16 protein-coding genes, 2 tRNA genes, 1 pseudogene and 1 riboswitch are annotated in these 17,960 nt (G+C 71.6%); of the genes and pseudogenes, 7 read left to right on the top strand and 12 right to left on the bottom strand.

The genetic code is table 11. The features are described from left to right. Positions 1–82 precede the first annotated feature (82 nt). The 4 genes from ACIRQF_RS16685 (at position 83) to ACIRQF_RS16670 (ending at position 5,521) form a co-directional block, all read left to right on the top strand. Entirely contained in the window at positions 83–1,546 is a 1,464-nt protein-coding gene (locus tag ACIRQF_RS16685; RefSeq protein WP_376637928.1) for an MFS transporter, read from the top strand. Between the two features lie 77 nt (positions 1,547–1,623). After that, positions 1,624–2,817, top strand: a complete 1,194-nt coding sequence (lhgO, locus tag ACIRQF_RS16680; RefSeq protein WP_404092806.1) for an L-2-hydroxyglutarate oxidase — start codon at positions 1,624–1,626, stop codon at positions 2,815–2,817. Positions 2,818–3,356: 539 nt separating this feature from the next. After that, complete coding sequence (gene trmB, locus ACIRQF_RS16675; RefSeq protein WP_376637937.1) at positions 3,357–4,085, top strand: tRNA (guanosine(46)-N7)-methyltransferase TrmB; 729 nt, start codon at positions 3,357–3,359, stop codon at positions 4,083–4,085. A 122-nt stretch (positions 4,086–4,207) separates the two neighbouring features. Beyond that, positions 4,208–5,521 carry a PrsW family intramembrane metalloprotease gene (locus ACIRQF_RS16670; protein ID WP_389758580.1) on the top strand — a complete coding sequence of 438 codons (1,314 nt, stop codon included), beginning with the start codon at positions 4,208–4,210 and terminating at the stop codon, positions 5,519–5,521. A gap of 245 nt (positions 5,522–5,766) precedes the next feature. Here the strand turns inward: ACIRQF_RS16670 and ACIRQF_RS16665 are convergent, their stop codons facing one another. The 7 genes from ACIRQF_RS16665 to ACIRQF_RS16635 form a co-directional block, all read right to left on the bottom strand. Further along, positions 5,767–6,714: an aldo/keto reductase gene (locus ACIRQF_RS16665; protein WP_404092804.1), complete on the bottom strand. Its 948-nt coding sequence runs from the start codon at positions 6,712–6,714 to the stop codon at positions 5,767–5,769. A 64-nt stretch (positions 6,715–6,778) separates the two neighbouring features. After that, complete coding sequence (locus ACIRQF_RS16660; RefSeq protein WP_404092801.1) at positions 6,779–7,849, bottom strand: M23 family metallopeptidase; 1,071 nt, start codon at positions 7,847–7,849, stop codon at positions 6,779–6,781. 11 nt (positions 7,850–7,860) lie between these two features. After that, positions 7,861–8,007, bottom strand: a riboswitch (cyclic di-AMP (ydaO/yuaA leader). 202 nt (positions 8,008–8,209) lie between these two features. Beyond that, positions 8,210–9,439: a PP2C family protein-serine/threonine phosphatase gene (locus ACIRQF_RS16655; RefSeq protein ID WP_404092798.1), complete on the bottom strand. Its 1,230-nt coding sequence runs from the start codon at positions 9,437–9,439 to the stop codon at positions 8,210–8,212. A 12-nt stretch (positions 9,440–9,451) separates the two neighbouring features. Further along, on the bottom strand, positions 9,452–9,601 hold the full coding sequence (locus ACIRQF_RS16650; RefSeq protein ID WP_382477656.1) for a hypothetical protein: 150 nt from the start codon (positions 9,599–9,601) through the stop codon (positions 9,452–9,454). Positions 9,602–9,761: 160 nt separating this feature from the next. Next, on the bottom strand, positions 9,762–10,502 hold the full coding sequence (locus ACIRQF_RS16645; protein WP_382477653.1) for a MerR family transcriptional regulator: 741 nt from the start codon (positions 10,500–10,502) through the stop codon (positions 9,762–9,764). Positions 10,503–10,619: 117 nt separating this feature from the next. Beyond that, positions 10,620–10,693, bottom strand: a tRNA-Met gene (locus ACIRQF_RS16640). A 53-nt stretch (positions 10,694–10,746) separates the two neighbouring features. Beyond that, positions 10,747–11,241: a rhodanese-like domain-containing protein gene (locus ACIRQF_RS16635; RefSeq protein ID WP_376637921.1), complete on the bottom strand. Its 495-nt coding sequence runs from the start codon at positions 11,239–11,241 to the stop codon at positions 10,747–10,749. 187 nt (positions 11,242–11,428) lie between these two features. On the opposite strand from ACIRQF_RS16635, the gene sigJ reads away from it, so the two are divergent. Next, positions 11,429–12,313, top strand: coding sequence for an RNA polymerase sigma factor SigJ (sigJ, locus tag ACIRQF_RS16630; protein WP_376637920.1), 885 nt, complete (start codon positions 11,429–11,431; stop codon positions 12,311–12,313). 320 nt (positions 12,314–12,633) lie between these two features. Here the strand turns inward: sigJ and ACIRQF_RS16625 are convergent, their stop codons facing one another. The 3 genes from ACIRQF_RS16625 to ACIRQF_RS16615 all read right to left on the bottom strand — a co-directional run bounded on the left by ACIRQF_RS16625 (position 12,634) and on the right by ACIRQF_RS16615 (position 16,240). Next, positions 12,634–12,903: a hypothetical protein gene (locus tag ACIRQF_RS16625; RefSeq protein WP_404092794.1), complete on the bottom strand. Its 270-nt coding sequence runs from the start codon at positions 12,901–12,903 to the stop codon at positions 12,634–12,636. Positions 12,904–13,286: 383 nt separating this feature from the next. Beyond that, positions 13,287–14,150 carry a hypothetical protein gene (locus ACIRQF_RS16620; RefSeq protein WP_404092791.1) on the bottom strand — a complete coding sequence of 288 codons (864 nt, stop codon included), beginning with the start codon at positions 14,148–14,150 and terminating at the stop codon, positions 13,287–13,289. 182 nt (positions 14,151–14,332) lie between these two features. Beyond that, a complete protein-coding gene (locus ACIRQF_RS16615; RefSeq protein WP_404092788.1) occupies positions 14,333–16,240 on the bottom strand; it encodes a DnaB-like helicase C-terminal domain-containing protein in 1,908 nt (635 codons plus the stop codon). 153 nt (positions 16,241–16,393) lie between these two features. Between ACIRQF_RS16615 and ACIRQF_RS16610 the strand changes: the two genes are divergently transcribed. Both ACIRQF_RS16610 and ACIRQF_RS16605 read left to right on the top strand, forming a co-directional pair. Further along, the gene (locus ACIRQF_RS16610; protein ID WP_404092786.1) at positions 16,394–16,600 is read left to right on the top strand and encodes a hypothetical protein; all 207 of its coding nucleotides are present in this window, start codon (positions 16,394–16,396) and stop codon (positions 16,598–16,600) included. Positions 16,601–16,675: 75 nt separating this feature from the next. After that, positions 16,676–17,152, top strand: coding sequence for an SMI1/KNR4 family protein (locus ACIRQF_RS16605; RefSeq protein WP_404092783.1), 477 nt, complete (start codon positions 16,676–16,678; stop codon positions 17,150–17,152). Between the two features lie 160 nt (positions 17,153–17,312). On the opposite strand, the gene ACIRQF_RS16600 is transcribed toward ACIRQF_RS16605, so the two are convergent. Together ACIRQF_RS16600 and ACIRQF_RS16595 are read right to left on the bottom strand one after the other, a co-directional pair. Then, positions 17,313–17,385: transfer RNA gene (locus ACIRQF_RS16600), tRNA-Lys, on the bottom strand. Between the two features lie 210 nt (positions 17,386–17,595). Next, positions 17,596–17,960 (bottom strand): annotated as a pseudogene (locus ACIRQF_RS16595) (RNA helicase); the annotation flags it as partial.

Here is a 17,960-nt window from a genome sequence, read left to right as displayed (position 1 = left end):
AACTACGCTGTGCTTACGAATGCCGCACGCCTATGCCCGGCGTCGTGGCGGCCGTCTGGGTGTCGTGTCGAGGGGTGGCGTCATGTCCAGGGAGCAACGCGGGCCGAACGAAAAGCTCGGCACGGTTCTCGCCCTCGCGGGAATCAGCAATGCCGGGCTCGCCCGGCGCGTCAACGACCTCGGCGCGCAAAGAGGTCTGACGCTTCGTTACGACAAGACGTCGGTGGCGCGGTGGGTGTCGAAGGGCATGGTGCCGCAGGGCGCCGCCCCGCACCTGATCGCCGCCGCCATCGGCCAGAAGCTCGGTCGGCCCGTGCCGCTGCACGAGATCGGGCTCGCCGACGCCGACCCGGCGCCCGAGGTGGGGCTCGCCTTCCCGCGCGACGTCGGCGAGGCGGTCCGCGCGGCCACCGAGCTCTACCGACTGGATCTCGCCGGTCGCCGCGGCGGCAGCGGGATCTGGCAGTCGCTCGCCGGCTCGTTCTCCGTGAGCGCCTACGCCACGCCCGCCTCGCGCTGGCTGATCACCCCCGCCGATCCGTCGGTGGAGCGCCCGGTCCCGCGCCTGGCGCCGGTCATCGGTCCGGTCACGGCATCGGCCGCCGCCGCGGGCGAGAACGCGGAGCACGCGCGCGTGGGGCACAGCGACGTCGCCAAGCTGCGCGAGGCCGCCGAGGACGCGCGCCGCTGGGACTCCAAGTACGGCGGCGGCGACTGGCGCTCCTCCATGGTCCCCGAGTGCTTACGGGTGGACGCCGCGCCGCTGCTGCTCGGCTCGTACTCGGACGAGGTGGGGCGCGCCCTGTTCGGCGCGACCGCCGAGCTGACCCGGCTGGCCGGCTGGATGGCCTTCGACACCGGCCAGCAGGAGGCGGCCCAGCGCTACTACATCCAGGCGCTGCGGCTCGCCCGCGCCGCCGCGGACGTGCCCCTGGGCGGCTACGTCCTGGCGTCGATGTCGCTCCAGGCGACCTACCGGGGCTTCGCCGACGAGGGCGTCGACCTCGCCCAGGCCGCGCTCGAACGCAACCGGGGCCTGGCCACCGCCCGCACCATGTCCTTCTTCCGGCTCGTCGAGGCCCGCGCGCACGCCAAGGCCGGCGACGGGACGGCGGCCGCCGCCGCGCTGAAGGCCGCCGAGGGCTGGCTGGAGCGCTCCCGCGAGGGGGACCCCGACCCGACCTGGCTCGGCTTCTACTCGTACGACCGGTTCTGCGCCGACGCCGCCGAGTGCTACCGCGACCTGAAGCTGCCCCGGCAGGTGCGCCGCTTCACCGAGCAGGCGCTGTCCCGGCCCACCGAGGAGTTCGTCCGCTCGCACGGGCTGCGGCTCGTGGTGTCGGCGGTCGCCGAGCTCGAGTCGGGCAACCTGGACGCCGCCTGCGCCGCCGGCACGCGCGCGGTGGAGGTGGCCGGGCGGATCTCCTCGGCGCGGACCACCGAGTACGTCCGGGACCTGCTGCACCGGCTCGAACCGTACGGGGACGAGCCGCGGGTCATGGAGCTGCGGGAGCGGGCCCGCCCGCTGCTCGTGGCTCCGGCGTGACGCGCGTCCCAGTGGGCGGGCGGTTTAGCGGCATTGTCAGTGGGCCAGTGCACTATCAGGGGTGGGAGGTGGCGCAGGTGTCTGTCCGGTATGACTGTGACGTGCTGGTGATCGGCGGCGGAATCGTCGGTCTGTCGACGGCGTACGCGATCACGCGCGCCGCCCCGGGCACCCGGGTCACGGTCCTGGAGAAGGAACACGCCCCGGCCCGCCACCAGACCGGACGCAACAGCGGCGTGATCCACAGCGGGATCTACTACCGCCCCGGCTCCCTCAAGGCGCGCTTCGCGGTCGAGGGCGCGGCGGAGATGGTCAAGTTCTGCGCCGAGTACGGCATCCCCCACGAGGTCACGGGCAAGCTGATCGTGGCCACCGACCGCGAGGAGCTGCCCCGACTGCACGCGCTCGTGCAGCGCGGGCGGGAGAACGGGATCCCGGTGCGCGAGCTGGGCCCGGCGCAGATCAGCGAGTACGAACCGCGGGTGCGCGGCCTGGCCGCGATCCACGTGGGCACGACGGGCATCGTCGACTACGGGGCGGTGGCCGCCAAGCTGGCCGAGGCCTCCGGGGCGCGGATCCTGTACGGCTCGGCGGTCACCGCCGTGGACCGGCGCCCCTGGGGCGTGGCCGTCCGCACGGGCAGCGGGCGCGTGGTGCGCGGGCGGGTCCTGGTGAACTGCGCGGGGCTGCACTGCGACCGGGTGGCGCGGCTCGCGGGCGACGACCCGGAGATGCGGATTGTCCCGTTCCGCGGGGAGTACTACGAGCTGCCCGACCCCTCGCTGGTGCGCGGCCTGGTCTATCCGGTCCCCGACCCGGCCTTCCCCTTCCTCGGCGTCCACCTCACCCGCGGCATCGACGGCGGCGTCCACGTCGGCCCGAACGCGGTCCCGGCACTGGCCCGCGAGGGATACGGCTGGACGGTCGTCCGCCCCCGCGAGCTCGCCGGCACCCTGGCCTGGCCGGGCAGCTGGGCGATCGCCCGCGCCCACTGGCGCTACGGCGCGGGCGAGCTGCACCGCTCCCTCTCCAAGCGCGCCTTCACCGAGGCGGTCCGGCGCATGCTCCCGCTGGTCGAGGAGCGCGACCTGCGCCGGGCGACCCCGGGCGTGCGGGCACAGGCGGTGCTGAAGGACGGCACGCTGGTGGACGACTTCCTGATCCGCGAGTCGGTCCGGACGGTGCACGTGCTCAACGCGCCGTCCCCGGCGGCGACGGCCTCGCTGCCGATCGGACGCGAGGTGGCGGGCCGGGCCCTGGCCCTCCTCTAGAGGCGGCTCCGCTAGAGGTGGCGGCCGGGCGCCGGCCCTCCTCTAGAGGCGGCTCCGCTAGAGGTGGCGGCCGGGCGCCGGCCCTCCTCTAGCCACCGGCCCATCTCTGGCCACCGGTCCACCTCCGGCCCCCGGCCCGCCTTCGGCCACCGGCCCCCCTCTGGCCGCCTGCGCCCGCCTCCGGCCACCGGCCCACCTCCGGCCACCGGCCCACCTCCGGCCACCGGCCCACCTCTGGCCGCCGGCGAACCTCCTGGCCGCCGGTCCCGCCTCCGACCGCAGGCTCCGGCGGTCGCCCCTGGCGCCGGCTCCGGTCCGCCCCGCCCACCGGCTCCGGCCCCGTCCCGCCCACCGGCGCCGGTCCCGCCCCGCCCGCCGGCTCCCGGCCCGTTCCGGCGGCCCGGTGTCATCGCGCCGTGCGCCGTAGAATCGGGGGCATTGTGTCTGAGCAGCCTGAGAACATCGCGCACCCCGTCCCCGCCGGTCCCGCCAAGGCCCCGGCCGACGACGGCCGGCCCGTCGCGCGGCTGGGCAGCCGGATGTTCGCGCCGGGCGAGGGGCCCTCGCCCGATCCCGCGGGGTCGCACTTCGAGCGGCGGATCCGCAGCTTCCAGCCGCGGCGCAGCCGGGTGACCGCGGGGCAGGCCGAGGCGATGCTGAAGCGCTGGCCCGACTGGGGCCTCGACATCGACGGCAAGCGGGTCCTCGACCTGGACGAGATGTTCGGCGGGCTGCCGGTAGTCCTGGAGATCGGCTTCGGCATGGGCGAGGCCACCGCGCAGATGGCCGCCGCCGACCCCGGAACCGGCATCCTCGCCGTGGACGTCCACACCCCCGGCCAGGGCAACCTGCTCGGGCTGGCCGACCGCAACGGCCTCACCAACGTGCGGGTCGCCAACGGCGACGCGATCATCCTGCTGCGCGAGATGCTCCCGCCGGAGTCCCTCGCCGGCTGCCGGGTGTACTTCCCGGACCCGTGGCCCAAGAAGCGCCACCACAAGCGCCGGCTCATCCAGCCCGACTTCCTCACCCTGCTCGCCCCGCGCCTGAAGCCCGGCGGTCTGCTGCACTGCGCCACGGACTGGGAGCCGTACGCGGAGCAGATGCTGGAAGTGCTCGACGCGCACCCCGACTTCGAGAACACCCAGGCCGACGGCGGTTACGCGCCCCGGCCCGGCTACCGGCCGCTCACCCGCTTCGAGGGCCAGGGCCTCGACAAGGGCCACGTCGTCCACGACCTGCTCTTCACCCGGCGCCCCGGGGTCTGAGTTTTCCACAGGCTGCGGGGAACTCCCTCGCCGCTGTCGGCGGCGCTCGTTAGGGTCGTTCCGTGTCGTCGAACCCCATTGCCGGACCCGTCACCGAGTCCGGCAACGCCCCAGCCCACGCGGTGATCCCCGCGCCCGCTCCCGTGCCCGCCCTGGAGAGCGATCAGCCGGACTTCGCCGCCGTCCCGGAGCGGGCCAAGTGGCGCTACAAGCCACGCAAGGCCTTCTGGCGCAGCCGGTTGCTCCGGGCCGTCGTGCTGATCACCGCACTCGCGATCTGTGCGCTGGCGATCCTCGCGCTGGTGCGGGAGGAGACCGGCACCGAGGGCTTCCTCGTGGGCCTCGGTCTCGCCGTACTGCCGGTGCCGCTGCTCATGGCCGCGTTCCGCTGGCTCGACCGGGTCGAGCCGGCCCCCTGGAAGAACCTGCTCTTCGCGCTCGCCTGGGGAGCGTTCGCCTCCACTCTGGTGGCGATCCTCGCCAACTCCTTCGCCGTGGAGTGGATCAGCAGCGCCACCGCCGACCCCGGATCCGCCGACACCCTCGGGGCCACGGCCGTCGCGCCGGTCGTCGAGGAGACGGCCAAGGGAGCGGCCGTGCTGCTCCTCTTCCTCTTCCGGCGCAGGGACTTCACGGGTCCGGTCGACGGCCTCGTCTACGCGGGCTTCACCGCCACCGGTTTCGCCTTCACGGAGAACATCCTCTATCTGGGCAACGCGTTCGGTGAGGACATGGACCTGGGCACGGGAGGCCTGTCGACGACGGTGGGCACGTTCTTCGTCCGGGTGATCATGTCCCCGTTCGCGCACCCCCTGTTCACCTCGCTCACCGGCCTCGGCTTCGGCTTCGCCGCCCTGCTGCCGGCCACCGCCCGGCTCCGCCGTACCCGGCTGGTGCTGCTGCCGCTCGGCGGCCTGCTCGGCGCCATGGGCATGCACGCGCTGTGGAACGGCTCGGCGACCTTCCATCCGCTGGCGTTCGTCGCCGTCTACGGCATGTTCATGGTGCCCGTCTTCGCCCTGCTCACCTGGCTCGCGATATGGAGCCGCCAGAAGGAGCTGCGCACCATATCCGGCGAGCTCCCGGCCTACGCGACGGCCGGGTGGCTCGCCCTCGACGAACCGCTGGCGCTCTCCTCGATGCGGGCCCGCGCGCTGGCCCGCGGCTACGCGGCGCGCAGCTTCGGCAAGCCCGCCGCGCAGGCCGTCGGCGAGTACGAGGCCTTCGCGACGACTCTGGCGTTCCTGCGGCACCGCGCCCGGCGCGGCCAGGCGGCGCCGGACTTCACGGCCCGCGAGCAGGAGCTGCTGCACCACCTGTGGCAGCGCCGCCAGGTCGCCTCCCCGGCGCTCACGCACGCGGCCCGGGCGACCGGCCGGGTCTGGGCGCCGCCGCAGTACCTGGACTACGGCGGCTACAACCCGTACCGCAGCTAGCGCCTCCGCGACCGGCCCGGCGCATCGCGGCCCACGACGCCGAGCGCGCGCCCTCGTCCGGCGCCCCGGGCGACCCAGCCCCCGCGGCATTCCGGCGGCGGCCCAGCCCCGAGGCACCGCGGCGCCCCGGCGCCCAGGCCTCAGGCGCCCAGGCCTCCTGGCCGCAGGCGCCTGGCCCCCAGGCCTCCTGGCCGCAGGCGTCTGGCCCCCAGGCCCCAGGCCTCCAGGCACCACGCCTCCAGGCCTCAGGCCTCCGACGCCTCCGTGAGCGCCGCCAGCTCCGTGTCCGTCAGCTTCAGTTCCGTGGCCGCGAGCAGCGCCGGCAGCTGTTCGACCGTGCGGGCCGAGGCAATCGGGGCGACGACGGTCGGGCGGGAGGCGAGCCAGGCCAGGGCGACGGACGCGAGCTCGGCCTCGTGGGCCGCGGCGACCGTGTCGAGGGCGGCGAGCACCTTCCGTCCGCGCTCGGTCTCCAGGTGCCGGCCGGCCCCCTGGGCGCGGACACTGGCGACGGCGGTACCCGGACGGTACTTGCCGGTGAGGAAACCGGCCGCGAGACCGTAGTACGGCACGGCCGCGAGACCGCCCCGCTCGGCGGTGTCGAGGAGCGGGCCCTCGTAGGTGTCGCGGGAGACCAGGTTGTAGTGCGGCTGGAGGGCGACGTAACGGGCGAGGCCCTCCGCCTCGGCGAAGTCGAGGGAGGCGCGCAGCCGCTCCGGGGAGATGTTGGAGGCGGCGACGGCACGGACCTTGCCGTCCTTCACCAGCTGGTCGAGGGCGGTGACGATCTCCTCGACCGGCACGGACTCGTCGTCGAAGTGCGTGTAGTACAGGTCGATGTGGTCGGTGCCGAGGCGGCGCAGCGACTCGTCTGCCGCGGCCTTGATGTTCGTGGCGCCCAGGCCCTTGTAGCGGGAGTGGGCGCCGACCTTGGTGGCGACGACGATGTCGGAGCGGTTGCCGCGGGAGGCCAGCCAGCGGCCTATGACGGTCTCCGACTCACCGCCCTCGTTGCCCTCGGCCCACTCCGAGTAGACGTCGGCGGTGTCGACGAAATTGCCGCCCGCCGCGGCGTAGGCATCGAGGACGGCGAAGGACTGCGCCTCGTCGGCGCTCCAGCCGAAGACGTTGCCGCCCAGGGAGAGCGGGAAGACGTGCAGGTCGGAAGAGCCCAGGCGGCGAAGTGAAGTCATGGGGTGGTCAACCCCCCGCACCGCCGGGCCTATTCCTGGCCGTCCCCTCCCTCGGGAGCGGACCTCAGATGCTCAGGCCCTTGGAGCGGAGCCAGGCCGCCGGGTCGATGCCGTCGCCGGACGGGGTGTGGACCTCCAGGTGGAGGTGCGGGCCGGTGACGTTTCCGGTGGCGCCGACGCGGCCGATGGTCTCGCCGGTGCCGACCGACTGGCCGACGCCGACGGTCATGGAGGAGAGGTGGCAGTACCAGATCTCGGTGCCGTCCTCGAGCTCCAGGACGATGCGGTAGCCGTACGCGCCGGACCAGCCGGCCGACTTCACGGTGGCGCCGTGGACGGCCTTGACCGGGGTGCCGGTGGGAGCCGCGAAGTCCAGGCCGGTGTGGTAGCCGGAGGACCACATCGAGCCGGCTTCGCCGTAGGTCGAGGTGATCGTGTACGAGGAGGTGGGCAGCGAGAAGCTGGCGGCCAGCTTGGCCAGGCGCTCGGCCTCGGCCTTGCGCGCGGCCTCCTCGGCGGCCTTCTTCTTGGCCTCGGCTGCAGCCTTCTCCGCCGCGTCGGCCTTGGCCGCGGCCTCCGCGGCTGCCTTCTCGGCGGCGGCCTTCTCCGCCGCCGCCTTCTCCGCGGCGTCCGCGGCGGCCTGCTGCTGCTCGGCCTGCTGGAGGATGCGGGCGCGCAGCGTCTCGCCGGCGTCGGCCTGCGTCTCGGTCCGGGTCCGGTCGCCGGTGCCGGAGTCCGTGGCGTCGGTGGTCCAGGTGAGCGCGGTGAGCGGCTGGGTGTTGTTGCCGCCCGCGGGTTCGAAGTCGCTCTTGTCGTGGCCGATGAGCTCGCCGACACCGGGGAGTTCGGAGGCGTCGGGAAGGTCGACGTCCGGCAGGGCTATGGAGACCGGCGGCTTCTGCTGGGCAGTGGCCAGGCCGCCCGCGCCGACGGCGGCGATCACGCCGACGCCGAGGACGGTGGAGGAGCGAGCGAAGTTGGAGCGCTGCTTGACGACGCGGTGCCGTCCGCCGGACCGGCGGTCCCGCAGGGAGTCCTCCGTCGGGTTCCACTCCTCGCCGCCCGCGGCACCCGCCGCACCGGCGGAGTCGAAGTAGTCGAAGGGGGCTTGAGGAGCGGGGGTGTCGGACGCCACGGAGGCGCTCTCCTTTCCTTCCTTCTCGCCTACCGGGTTAGCTGACGGGTTCGGAGCAGGAAGGTCTCCTACGGGCGTACCGCACGGGTGCGGTGGGGCCCGATTCACCCCAAGTGGTGGTTCCCCGGTTCCCTTACGGGATTCGGCGCGTGCGCACGGTGCCGCCTCTTGCGGCGGCTGGGACGACCGCGCTGCGTTATCGAACGTTAATAGACCCGGCCACCCGATTCCAAGCCGTCCCCCTTGATCATTCACTGAATTAGGAGGGTATCGCCCGACTTGAGCCCCACTCAGATACGTGCCAGTAGCAAACCGAGGATCTGACGTTACGTCAATTGTTATCTGAGGGAGACCCCCCGACTACGAGCGGTCACCGAGCCGCCGGCCGCCCGGCGGCACGACCGGCATCGTCCGCCGCCGCTCCGGCTGACCGACCGCCGGACGGCTCACCGCGAGCAGCGCCATGTCGTCCGTCGCACCCCCGCCGGTGTGCCGGCGCACGTCCGCCACGAGCGCGTCGAGCAGCTCCTCCGGCCCCGGGAACAGCCGCCCCGCGAGCCGCTCCCGCGGGTCGTAGAAGACCCCGCCCGCGTCCCGCGCCTCCGAGAGCCCGTCCGTGTAGAACAACAGCGTCGACCCCGGCGGATACGCGGCCTCGTCGGCCCGGTCCGGCCACGCGGCGAGCTCCCCCATCCCCAGCGGCAGCGCCGCCTCACTCGGCCGCAGCAGCTCGGCCCCGCCGTTCGCACGCAGCAGCAGCGGCTCGGGGTGGCCGCGGTTGACCACCCGTACGACCCCATCGCCGCCCGGGATCTCGGCGAGCACGGCCGTCGTGAAGCCCTCGAAGGCGTCGAGCCCGTCCCGCCGGGTGCCCTCCCGGGCCAGCGCCCGCTCCAGGCGCGCGGCCACCCCCTCCAGCGTCGCCTCCTGCTCCGCCGCCTCCCGGAAGGCGCCCAGGACCACGGCCACCGCCTCCACCGCGTCGAGCCCCTTGCCCCGGACGTCCCCGACCACCAGCCGCACCCCGTGCGGGGTGTCCTGCACCGCGAACAGGTCGCCGCCGATGAACGCGTCGGCCTGCGCCGCCTCGTAGCGGGCCGCGATCTGCAGCCCGCCGATCCGGCCGGCGGGCGCCGGGAGCACCGCCCGCTGTGCCGTCTCCGCGATCACCCGCGCCGACGCGAGCCGTTCGCCGCTCTTGCGCACCACCCGGTTGATCAGCAGCGCGAGCCCCGAGACGGTGAGCACGGTCAGCGTCTCGGTGAGCGCGGGGATCTGGGCCACCGTGCCGTTGTAGAGGTGGAGACCGACGCTGACGAGGACGGCGGCGATGCCCGTGGCGAGGGTGATCACGGTGGAGAAGAACGGGGCGGCGATCAGCGGCGCCGCCGAGAGCAGCGGCGCCGCCGTGTAGGTGGGCGGGGTCAAGAGGTCGAAGACGACCCCACCCAGGATGACCAGCGACGGCAGCACGCGCAGGAAGCGCCGGGCACCGCGGTAAGGACCGCCCGCCCCGCCGCCCGCCGCTGCTCGCCCCACCTGTGCTCTCCTGCCCGGTCGGTCCACGGCGGCGGACCGCACCGCGCCCATCCCAGGGTGCCGTCAGGCCGGAGGGCTCGGCGACTCCTCCTCGGCCGGTTGGCGTACCGCGAGCCGCCCGCCCCGCGCCAGCGCCGCCATGGCCGCCGCGCACGGCAACAGCCCCACCAGGGACCGGCCGAGCGCGGCCGGCACCAGGAACGCCGCCCCCATCAGGGCGAGCCCGAGCCGCCGTGGGCGACGAGCAGCCGCTCCACGATCGGTCGAGCCCCGGGTCGGTGACGACGTGCACGGGGTGTCCGTGCAGGACCCCGGCGAGCGCGACGCCCAGGCCGAGGGTCCCGGAGGTCGGCTCGACGATCGACGACAGGACCTAGAGGTTCCGCTCGGCCCAGATGCGCATCGCGTCCCGGACGAGCAGGGCCGTGCCCTCCCCGTGCCGGTCGTAGTTCCTCGTGAAGCGCGGGTCGTCGACGTACATCTGCCCGAGCCCGATGAAGTACTCCCTGCTCGGCGTCGTCGTGGTCGACAGCCACGCGTGGTGCCGCCGGGTGATCGCCTGCACCTCGTCGCTGTCGGGCGCGAGGCCCTCCTCCGCGGCCGCCGCGAAGGCCCGGGCGACGGCGACCTGCTCGTCCTGGAACGCCTTCTTCCCGGCGTCGTCGAGGGAGCGCCACCAGCGGTCGCCGCGCTCGTACGCGTCCCGCCCCCAGCGTTCCGTCACCTCGGCCTCGTAGCGGGTGTGGTCGAAGCCGTCGAACACTTCCTCGGCCATGAGCCGTTCTCCTCTCTCGGTCTTGTGGAGAGTGGTCCGTACGGCCTCGATCTGCCGCCCGATCCGCTCGCGCTCCTGTTCCAGGAGGGCCAGGTGCGTGCGCAGGGCGACCGAGGTGTCCCGTTGGCCTTCGAGGACCTCGGCGATCGCGGGCAGGGAGAGCCCGAGCTCGCGCAGCAGCAGGATCCGCTGCAGCCGCACGAGTGCCGCCTGGTCGTAGTACCGGTAACCGTTCGCGCCGATCCGGCTCGGCTCCAGCAGTCCCAGCTCGCCGTAGTGGCGCAGGGTGCGACTGGTGGTGCCGGCCTTCCTGGCGATCTCCTGGATCGACCACTCCATGAGAAAGACGGTAGAACTTGACGTTACGTAAAGGTCAAGCCGGACATCAGGGACGCGGCACCCGGGAACGACGAAGGCCCGGATCCGTTTCCGGATCCGGGCCTTCGTGCTACTGAGTAGCGGGGACAGGATTTGAACCTGCGACCTCTGGGTTATGAGCCCAGCGAGCTACCGAGCTGCTCCACCCCGCGTCGGTGAACACCACCTTACGGCATGGACGCCCCTGTTCGGAAATCCGTGTCCGTCAGCAGCCGCAGTCCTCCGCGTCGACCGGCGACGTCAGCGGGTCCGCCGCCTGCTGCGCGGGCCCCTCCCAGGTCTCGTAGGCGAAGCCCTCGCGCACCCAGTACTCGAAGCCGCCCAGCATCTCCTTCACCTGGAAGCCGAGCTCCGCGAGGGCCAGCGCGGCCCGCGTGGCGCCGTTGCAGCCGGGGCCCCAGCAGTACGTGACGACCGGCACGCTCCGGTCGAGCAGCTGCTCGGCCTGCTCGGGGATGAGCGCGGTCGGCAGGTGCACGGCGCCCGGCACGTGCCCCTGGTCCCAGGAGGCCGTGGAGCGGGAGTCGAGCACGACGAACCCGGGGTCACCACCGGTGGCCCGGGCGTCGGCCAGCGCGGAAGCCACGTCGGAGACGTCGGCGTGGAAGGCGAGGCTCGCGGAGAAGTAGGCCGCGGCGGCCGCCGGGGAGGCGGCGGGCGTACGGAGAACGGGGTTGACCTGGTTCGGCGTCGTCGTCATGGTGATCAATCTAAGGACGATGATCATCGCGCTGAAGTGGTGATCCACGGCGGTCGGGGGGTTCGGCCGGGGATTCCCGCGCGTTGCTCCGCACGGGGCAGGGATCTCACGTAGCGGAACGCCGTCACATTCCCGGCCCCCCGTTCGTCATCACGATGTGACCGGACGCGAAGGGGAACGACGACCGATGGACAGGGACCGCGCCGCCCAGGATCTCCTGGCCGAACGTTTCGAGGCCGACCGCGGACATCTGCGGGCGGTCGCCTACCGGATGCTCGGCTCGCTCAGCGAGGCGGAGGACGCCGTCCAGGAGGCCTGGATCAAGCTGAACCGGTCCGACATCGGCGACGTACGGAACCTGAGCGGCTGGCTGACCACCGTCGTCGGCCGGATCTGCCTCGACCTGCTGCGCTCCCGCGGCTCGCGCCGCGAGGACCCGCTGGAGTACTACATCCCCGATCCGGTCGTCCGGGAGGAGGGCACCGCCGACCCCGAGAAGGAGGCGCTGCTCGCGGACTCCGTCGGCCTCGCGCTCCTCGTCGTCCTGGAGACCCTCGCCCCGGCCGAGCGCCTCGCCTTCGTGCTGCACGACATGTTCGCGGTCGCCTTCGAGGAGATCGCCCCCATCGTCGACCGCACCCCCGCAGCCACCCGCCAGCTCGCCAGCCGCGCCCGCCGCCGGGTCCAGGGCGCCGCCCCGGCCCCCGAGCCCGACACGGCACGGCAGCGCGAGGTCGTGGACGCCTTCCTGGCAGCCTCCCAGGGCGGCGACTTCGAGGGCCTGCTCGCCGTCCTCGACCCGGACGTCCTCCTGCGCGTCGACGGCGGCGTCCTCACCCCGGCCGCCTCCAAACTGGTCCGCGGCGCCGAGGCCGTCACCGCCCAGGCCCTCACCTTCGCCAAGTTCCGCCACGCGTCCCGCCACGTCACGGTCAACGGCGCGGCCGGCCTGGTCTCCCTCGCGAACGGCTCCCCGGTCGGCCTCATGGCCTTCACGATCGTCGACGACCGCATCGTCGAGATCGACATCGTCGCGGACGCCCGGCGCCTGGCGGCGCTGGGCGTGCGCTGAGGGGGCGGGCCAGGCCCCGGCCGGCCGCACCCCGGCGGGCACGCTCCCCGGCGGGCGCGCTCCCCGCGGGGGCCAGGGGGCGGGCAGGCGTTGCGGGCGGCCGGCACACCGTCCACGCCGGGGACGGGGTCCTCGTCCTGCGCAGGACCCCGGACACGCTGGCCACGGAATCTGAGATCACAAAGGAAATGTAGGGTCTCGCCGCCCATGGCCAGCGGCGGTGCCGTGACCTGACAGTTGTCGTCATGTCTCACGGCTTGGCCAGCCGTCCAGTCTCACGATCGCGTCCCAATCCTCGGGGCGGCTGGCTTGCTGGCTCGTCAGCTCGCTGGATAACCACCAGTTGGCGGAGTGCAGAACGCAAGCGGGGCGCCGACCGGAGTGGCTGGCGCCCCACTGCCGTGCCGCCAGGCCGGTTCGGATGTGGGCGTCTTGGTCCGGCTGCCGCTCAAGACGTCCACGATGCGGAAGTCGTCGCGCTCCAAGGCCTCGACGATCGCCACGGCCATGTCCTCAAGGCCGTCCGTGTCGGCAGGTAGGCCGCCGTGCACCTTCCGGTAGGCGACCATGATGTCCACAATCCTGAGCACAACATTGATGTTCTCCGCACTGCATAACGCCTCCGTTCGTCTTCGCTGCCGCCGTTGACCGCGCGGAGCCGCCGGTGAGCCTTGAACGCCTCCAGGGTGCCGGCCAGTCGTCGGCGCAGATTCCGTAGCGGGGCGGCATCAGACCCCGCCCACCCATACAAGTGAAGGGCCTGACCTGCCAATCTCAAACTCGCGTCAGATCTGCCATCGCTTGGCCATCGACCGTGAGATTTGGCCACGAAATCTGAGACCCTACAAGGATGTAGGATCTCGCGGCTCGTGTCAGAGACCACCGTCGTGACCTGCGGCTCCCGGATCCGTCTCACGACGTGTCGGGGTTGATCAGTCTCACCACGGGTGTCGGATCCCCAGGGCCGAACTCGTCATTCGTCTTCGTCGTCGAAGTCGTAGGGCGGGATGGTCCATCGCATCACCATCTCGCCCGCCTCGTCGGCCTCAATCGTGACCGGATATACCTGGCCGGCGTCCCGCTCACCGCGGTGCCTCATCGAGTGGTCGCCCTGGTCCCATTCGATGCCAAGCACCTGGCAGCCGCCAACCCCGATCGCTCCGGCGCGTAGCGGATGGTGCCACCCGGCTCGCCGGAAACGGTGGTAGTCGGTGTGCTTGTCGATCGAGACCACGAGGCCCTTGCCGTGGAGGCGGTCGCACCAGGCGGTGAGTTCGGCCGCACGGGCGGCCGCCTCGGCCAGCGGGAGATCGAGCCACCCATGCGGTCCTTCGACGCCGTGCTGCGCGATCCGCTCGCCGCCAAACTCGGCGTGCGCGTCGTCCGCGTACCGGCCCCAGTAGAAGACGTCAGCGAGCCCATCGGCCGGCTCACTGTCCATTCCCGTCCACGTGTCCAGCCCTGCGGCGTCGCCGATGACCATGCCGCACCGGTCAACGGGCAGGTCCCCGAGCCGGACCGGCACCGATCGGTCCGCAGCCCCGGGCCACGGAAGGCCGAGGCTAATCTCCAGGGTCGCAATCGTCGGCTCTTCGTCGAACGGAGATGGCGAGGTGCTCGCCCTCACCCTCAACGGCCGGTCGTCGGCGGCCGGGACGGCGGCCGCCTCGCACAACCACTCACGAAGATGGCCTCCTCCCGAGGACGCGGCCCTCCTGGCGCGCTCGGACAGGGGCTGGCCCAGCTCCCGCCAGTAGTCGATCCACCCAGCCATGCCGAGCACCAGCACTCCGGACGGCACGTTGACGGTTCCGAGGTCGACGAAGGTCTCAGGCATGCGCCGATTGTGCCTTCCCAGTACGACAGGATTCGTTGCGAGGTGTCGGTACCCGTTGCCGGAGCATCCGAGCTGCGGCGGCGAGCTGCGAATCTCAGCTCCGTGTCAGATCCGACTTCGATCCGACACCGACCATGAGATTCCGACACGAAAATTGAGACCCTACAAAGGAATGAGCCCAGCTAGCGCATGTCGACGAACCGGGAGTAGTGCCCCTGGAAGGCCACTGTGATGACGCCGGTCGGACCCTGGCGGTGCTTGGCTATGATCAGATCGGCCTCTCCTGCACGAGGTGACTCCTTTTCATAAGCGTCTTCCCGGTGCAGAAGGACAACCAGGTCTGCGTTGTTCTCGGGCGTGCCGGACGCACGCAGGTCAGCGAGCGTCGGCTTCACGTCGGTGCGCCTCTCGGGTCCCCGGTTGAGCTGGGAGACAGCGATCACCGGCACTTCGAGCTCAATGGCCAGGAGCTTGAGCTGACGCGCGATCTCAGAGATCTCCTCGAAGCGCGAGTCCATCGACCGCGGGTCGTAGGTAAGCAAGTGCAGGGCGTCGACGACGATGAGCCGGATACCGTTCCGGGCACGCAAGCGACGGGCGTACGAGCACAGTTCTGTGAAGGATGAAAGGCCGCCGTCCTGGATGTAGAGGGGCGCGGCGCTTACATCCGGCATACGTCGCGCCAGTCGGGTCCAGTCCTCGTCGGTCATCGTCCCGGAACGCATGTGGTGCAGGGCAACCCGACATTCGGCTGACAGCAGCCGCATCACCACCTCGTTCCTGCCCTGCTCAAGCGTGAAGAGGACCGACGGAAGCCCCTGGCCGATGGAGACTGACCGCAGGATGTCCTGGGCGAGGGTGGACTTGCCCATTGAGGGGGCACCAGCAAGAACGATCAACTGACCGGGATGCAGTCCGTCCGTCAGGCTATCGAGGTCCTTGAAGCCAGTCGGCAGACCGGTCAAACCCGCCGATCCGATTCCCTCGATCTGATCTAGCGTTCCTTCCAGGACGTCGCTAAGCGGGAACGCCGCAAGCGGAATGGCGTCAGCCACTGCATCTTCGCTGGCCAGAGGGTTGTCAGGGGTTGTTCCAGACAACCCGTCGTCCAGGCCGGGACCCTCCATGCCAATGGCCTGGCCAGGAATGACCTTGCCAGCAGATCGCTGCTCCTCGGCATCCCACCATCCGATGTCCTCGGCCGCCTCCTGAACAACCTTGTGCTCACGGTCGAGTACGTCGCGAGCCTTGCGGAGCACTGCGTCGACCTGGTCAAGGGCGTCGTCCTCCGCAGCACCCACCGAAGCGCCGAACACGACATCCGCGCCCCCCGTGAGCCGTCCGCCGCCCTCCGTGTCGCAACCGCGTTCCCGCAGCTCCGCCTCCAAGTACATGATCTGACGGGCTGCGAGATCGGCGACTTGCTGCGCTCTGTCCCGCTCAGCCTCAGCGCGGACCAGTTGCAAGCGGAGGTCATCTGTCTGCGTCTGGGCTCGCACCAGACGGCCCGACGTCATCTGGACCTCGGCCGACTCGGGATCGGCGACGGAGCGCATCTCGTCGAGCCGTCGTGTGAGCTGAGCCACCTGGGCCTGCGCCTGTCCGAGCAGGGCGAACAGGACCGTAGCCACCTGCAGGGCCTGCAACCGTGCCTGCTCGCTGACCTCGAACGCCTGGCGGACTCGATTGAGCTCCTCCAGTGCCGCGATCGTTCCCTTCTGGGCCTCGACAAGGTCGTACGCGGAATCGGCCGAAGCCGGAGTCGGGGCCGTGTTCGCTGCCACCCACAACGGCCGGATCAGCTCCAGTCGGTCGGCGGCCTGCTGCCCGCTCTCGTGTGGGAAACACACGTCGGCGACGGCCTCGGCCAACTCCCAGGTCAACCCCACACCACTGAGTTGCCTGTGCAGGCGCCCCAACGCCGGTACATCCCCTCCGAAGTGCTCGGGCGTAACGAGTTTGTGCAGTCTGGCCACCGACACATTCGACGCGTCAAGCCAGTCCCGCAATACCCGGACGAGGTCATTGATCTCCTTGCACGCCCCGCGTGCCTCCGTCCACGGTCGCCCCGGCCGCTTCGCTGTCCCCACGCAGTCTCTCCTCAGCGAGTTGTTCTTCGAACAACCCTCGTTGTCCCAGAAACAACATCCAACCGGCTTATCGGCGCAGGTGGGAGGTGGATCGTCGATTCAAGGCGGTGCGCGAGTGCATCGTCACCTGCTGAACCGACTCGGAGGGGATCCGTGAGCCTCACCCACACTGCGATGCTGGTCCTGTCGATCACCCTGGCCGTGGCCCTCTCGCTGCTTGCAGCCAGCGCGGCCTTCGCCGTCGCCCGCTGGGGCGGTAGCCCGGTCCCTGCGTGCATCGCCGCATCCGGCAAGGCATTCGCTACGTCCCTGTCGGTGATCAGCGCCGTCCTCGTGGTTGTGGTCACGGTCGTCAAGTAGTCGGCGATCTGCCGCGACGATCTGCTGGAGCGCGTCTCCATCAGAGCTGCGGCGAGCAGACCGCACCGTCCCCCTGTGACCGCAGACGCCCTCGCCGCAGCCGAGGAACACCTTGGGTTCCCCTTGCACCCCCTCCTTGCAGCCCTCTACCGGCAGGCGGGGGACGGGGGCTTCGGCCCTGAGTACACGCTCTTCCCTCTCGCCCGGACGACGGCTACAGAAGAAGACTCCGTGGTCGACGGCTACCTCGCCCGCGTACCGACCGCGGACGCGGACACCTGGTGGTCCTGGCCCAAGGGGGTCGTGCCGATCCTCGACTGGGGCTGCGCCATGATCGCCGCCGTCGACTGCCTGAGCGAGGACGGGACGGTCCTGGTCTTCGATCCGAACGCGATCACCGCCCAGGACCTCACCCGCGCCTGGTTCGTCGACGCGAGCAGCCTGGCCGAATGGCTGGAGACGTGGCTGGCCGGCACCGGCTGGTACGAGGAGGACATGGTCGACGAGGAGTTCGACATGGTTCCGTGGTCGGATGCCGCTTCACGCTTGTAGCCGGGAGACCCTCACCTGCCCCTCGGTCCACATCCAGCTCAGCCCGTCCGCTCACGCACCGCTCACGCACACGCCCCAAAACGACGAAGCGCCCCGCCCGGTCGAAACCGGGAGGGGCACTCCGTAGCAGGTCAGAGGGTCTCCCCTCGCCTGCCTCGCGTAGGCCGTGTGGGACTCGAACCCACAACCAATGGATTAAAAGTCCACTGCTCTGCCAATTGAGCTAACGGCCCGTGGACAAGCACACCCGAGCAGCATAGCCCGACCGCCCGTCCAAACCGATCGGGTATCGCCCCGGCGCGGCCCCGGCACCGGGTGAGGTGCGCCGGGCCCGCGTCTCGGGCGTCAATTCACGGAGCCACGCGGCACGTCCGCGACAGACGGAAAGGGCCCGCTCCCGCACCGGAGTGCGGGAGCGGGCCCTTTCACGGACTTACTGCGTGTCAGCCGTTGCGCTTCCAGCGCGGCTTGTCGTCGCGACGGAAGCCACCACCGGACGGGCGGTGGTCGTCACGGCGGAAGCCGCCGCCCGAGGGGCGGTGGTCGTCACGACGCGCACCGTTCGAGGGGCGGTCGTCGCGACGGTCGCGGTTGAAGGGACGGTCGCTGCCACGGTGGCCGCCGGAGGGGCGGTCGTCGCGGCGGAAGCCGCCACGGTCGTTGTCACGACGGTCGTTGTCGCGGTTGAAGCCACCCGAGGGACGGTCGTCACGACGGAAGCCACCGGACGGACGGTCGTTGTCCCGACGGAAGCCACCACGGTCGTTGTCGCGGTTGAAGCCACCCGAGGGACGGTCGTCACGACGGA

The organism is Streptomyces sp. NPDC101191, assembly GCF_044767915.1.
Lineage (GTDB): Bacteria > Actinomycetota > Actinomycetes > Streptomycetales > Streptomycetaceae > Streptomyces.
Note: the sequence above shows the minus strand (reverse complement) of the source record. Positions and strands in the feature narration are given on the sequence as shown.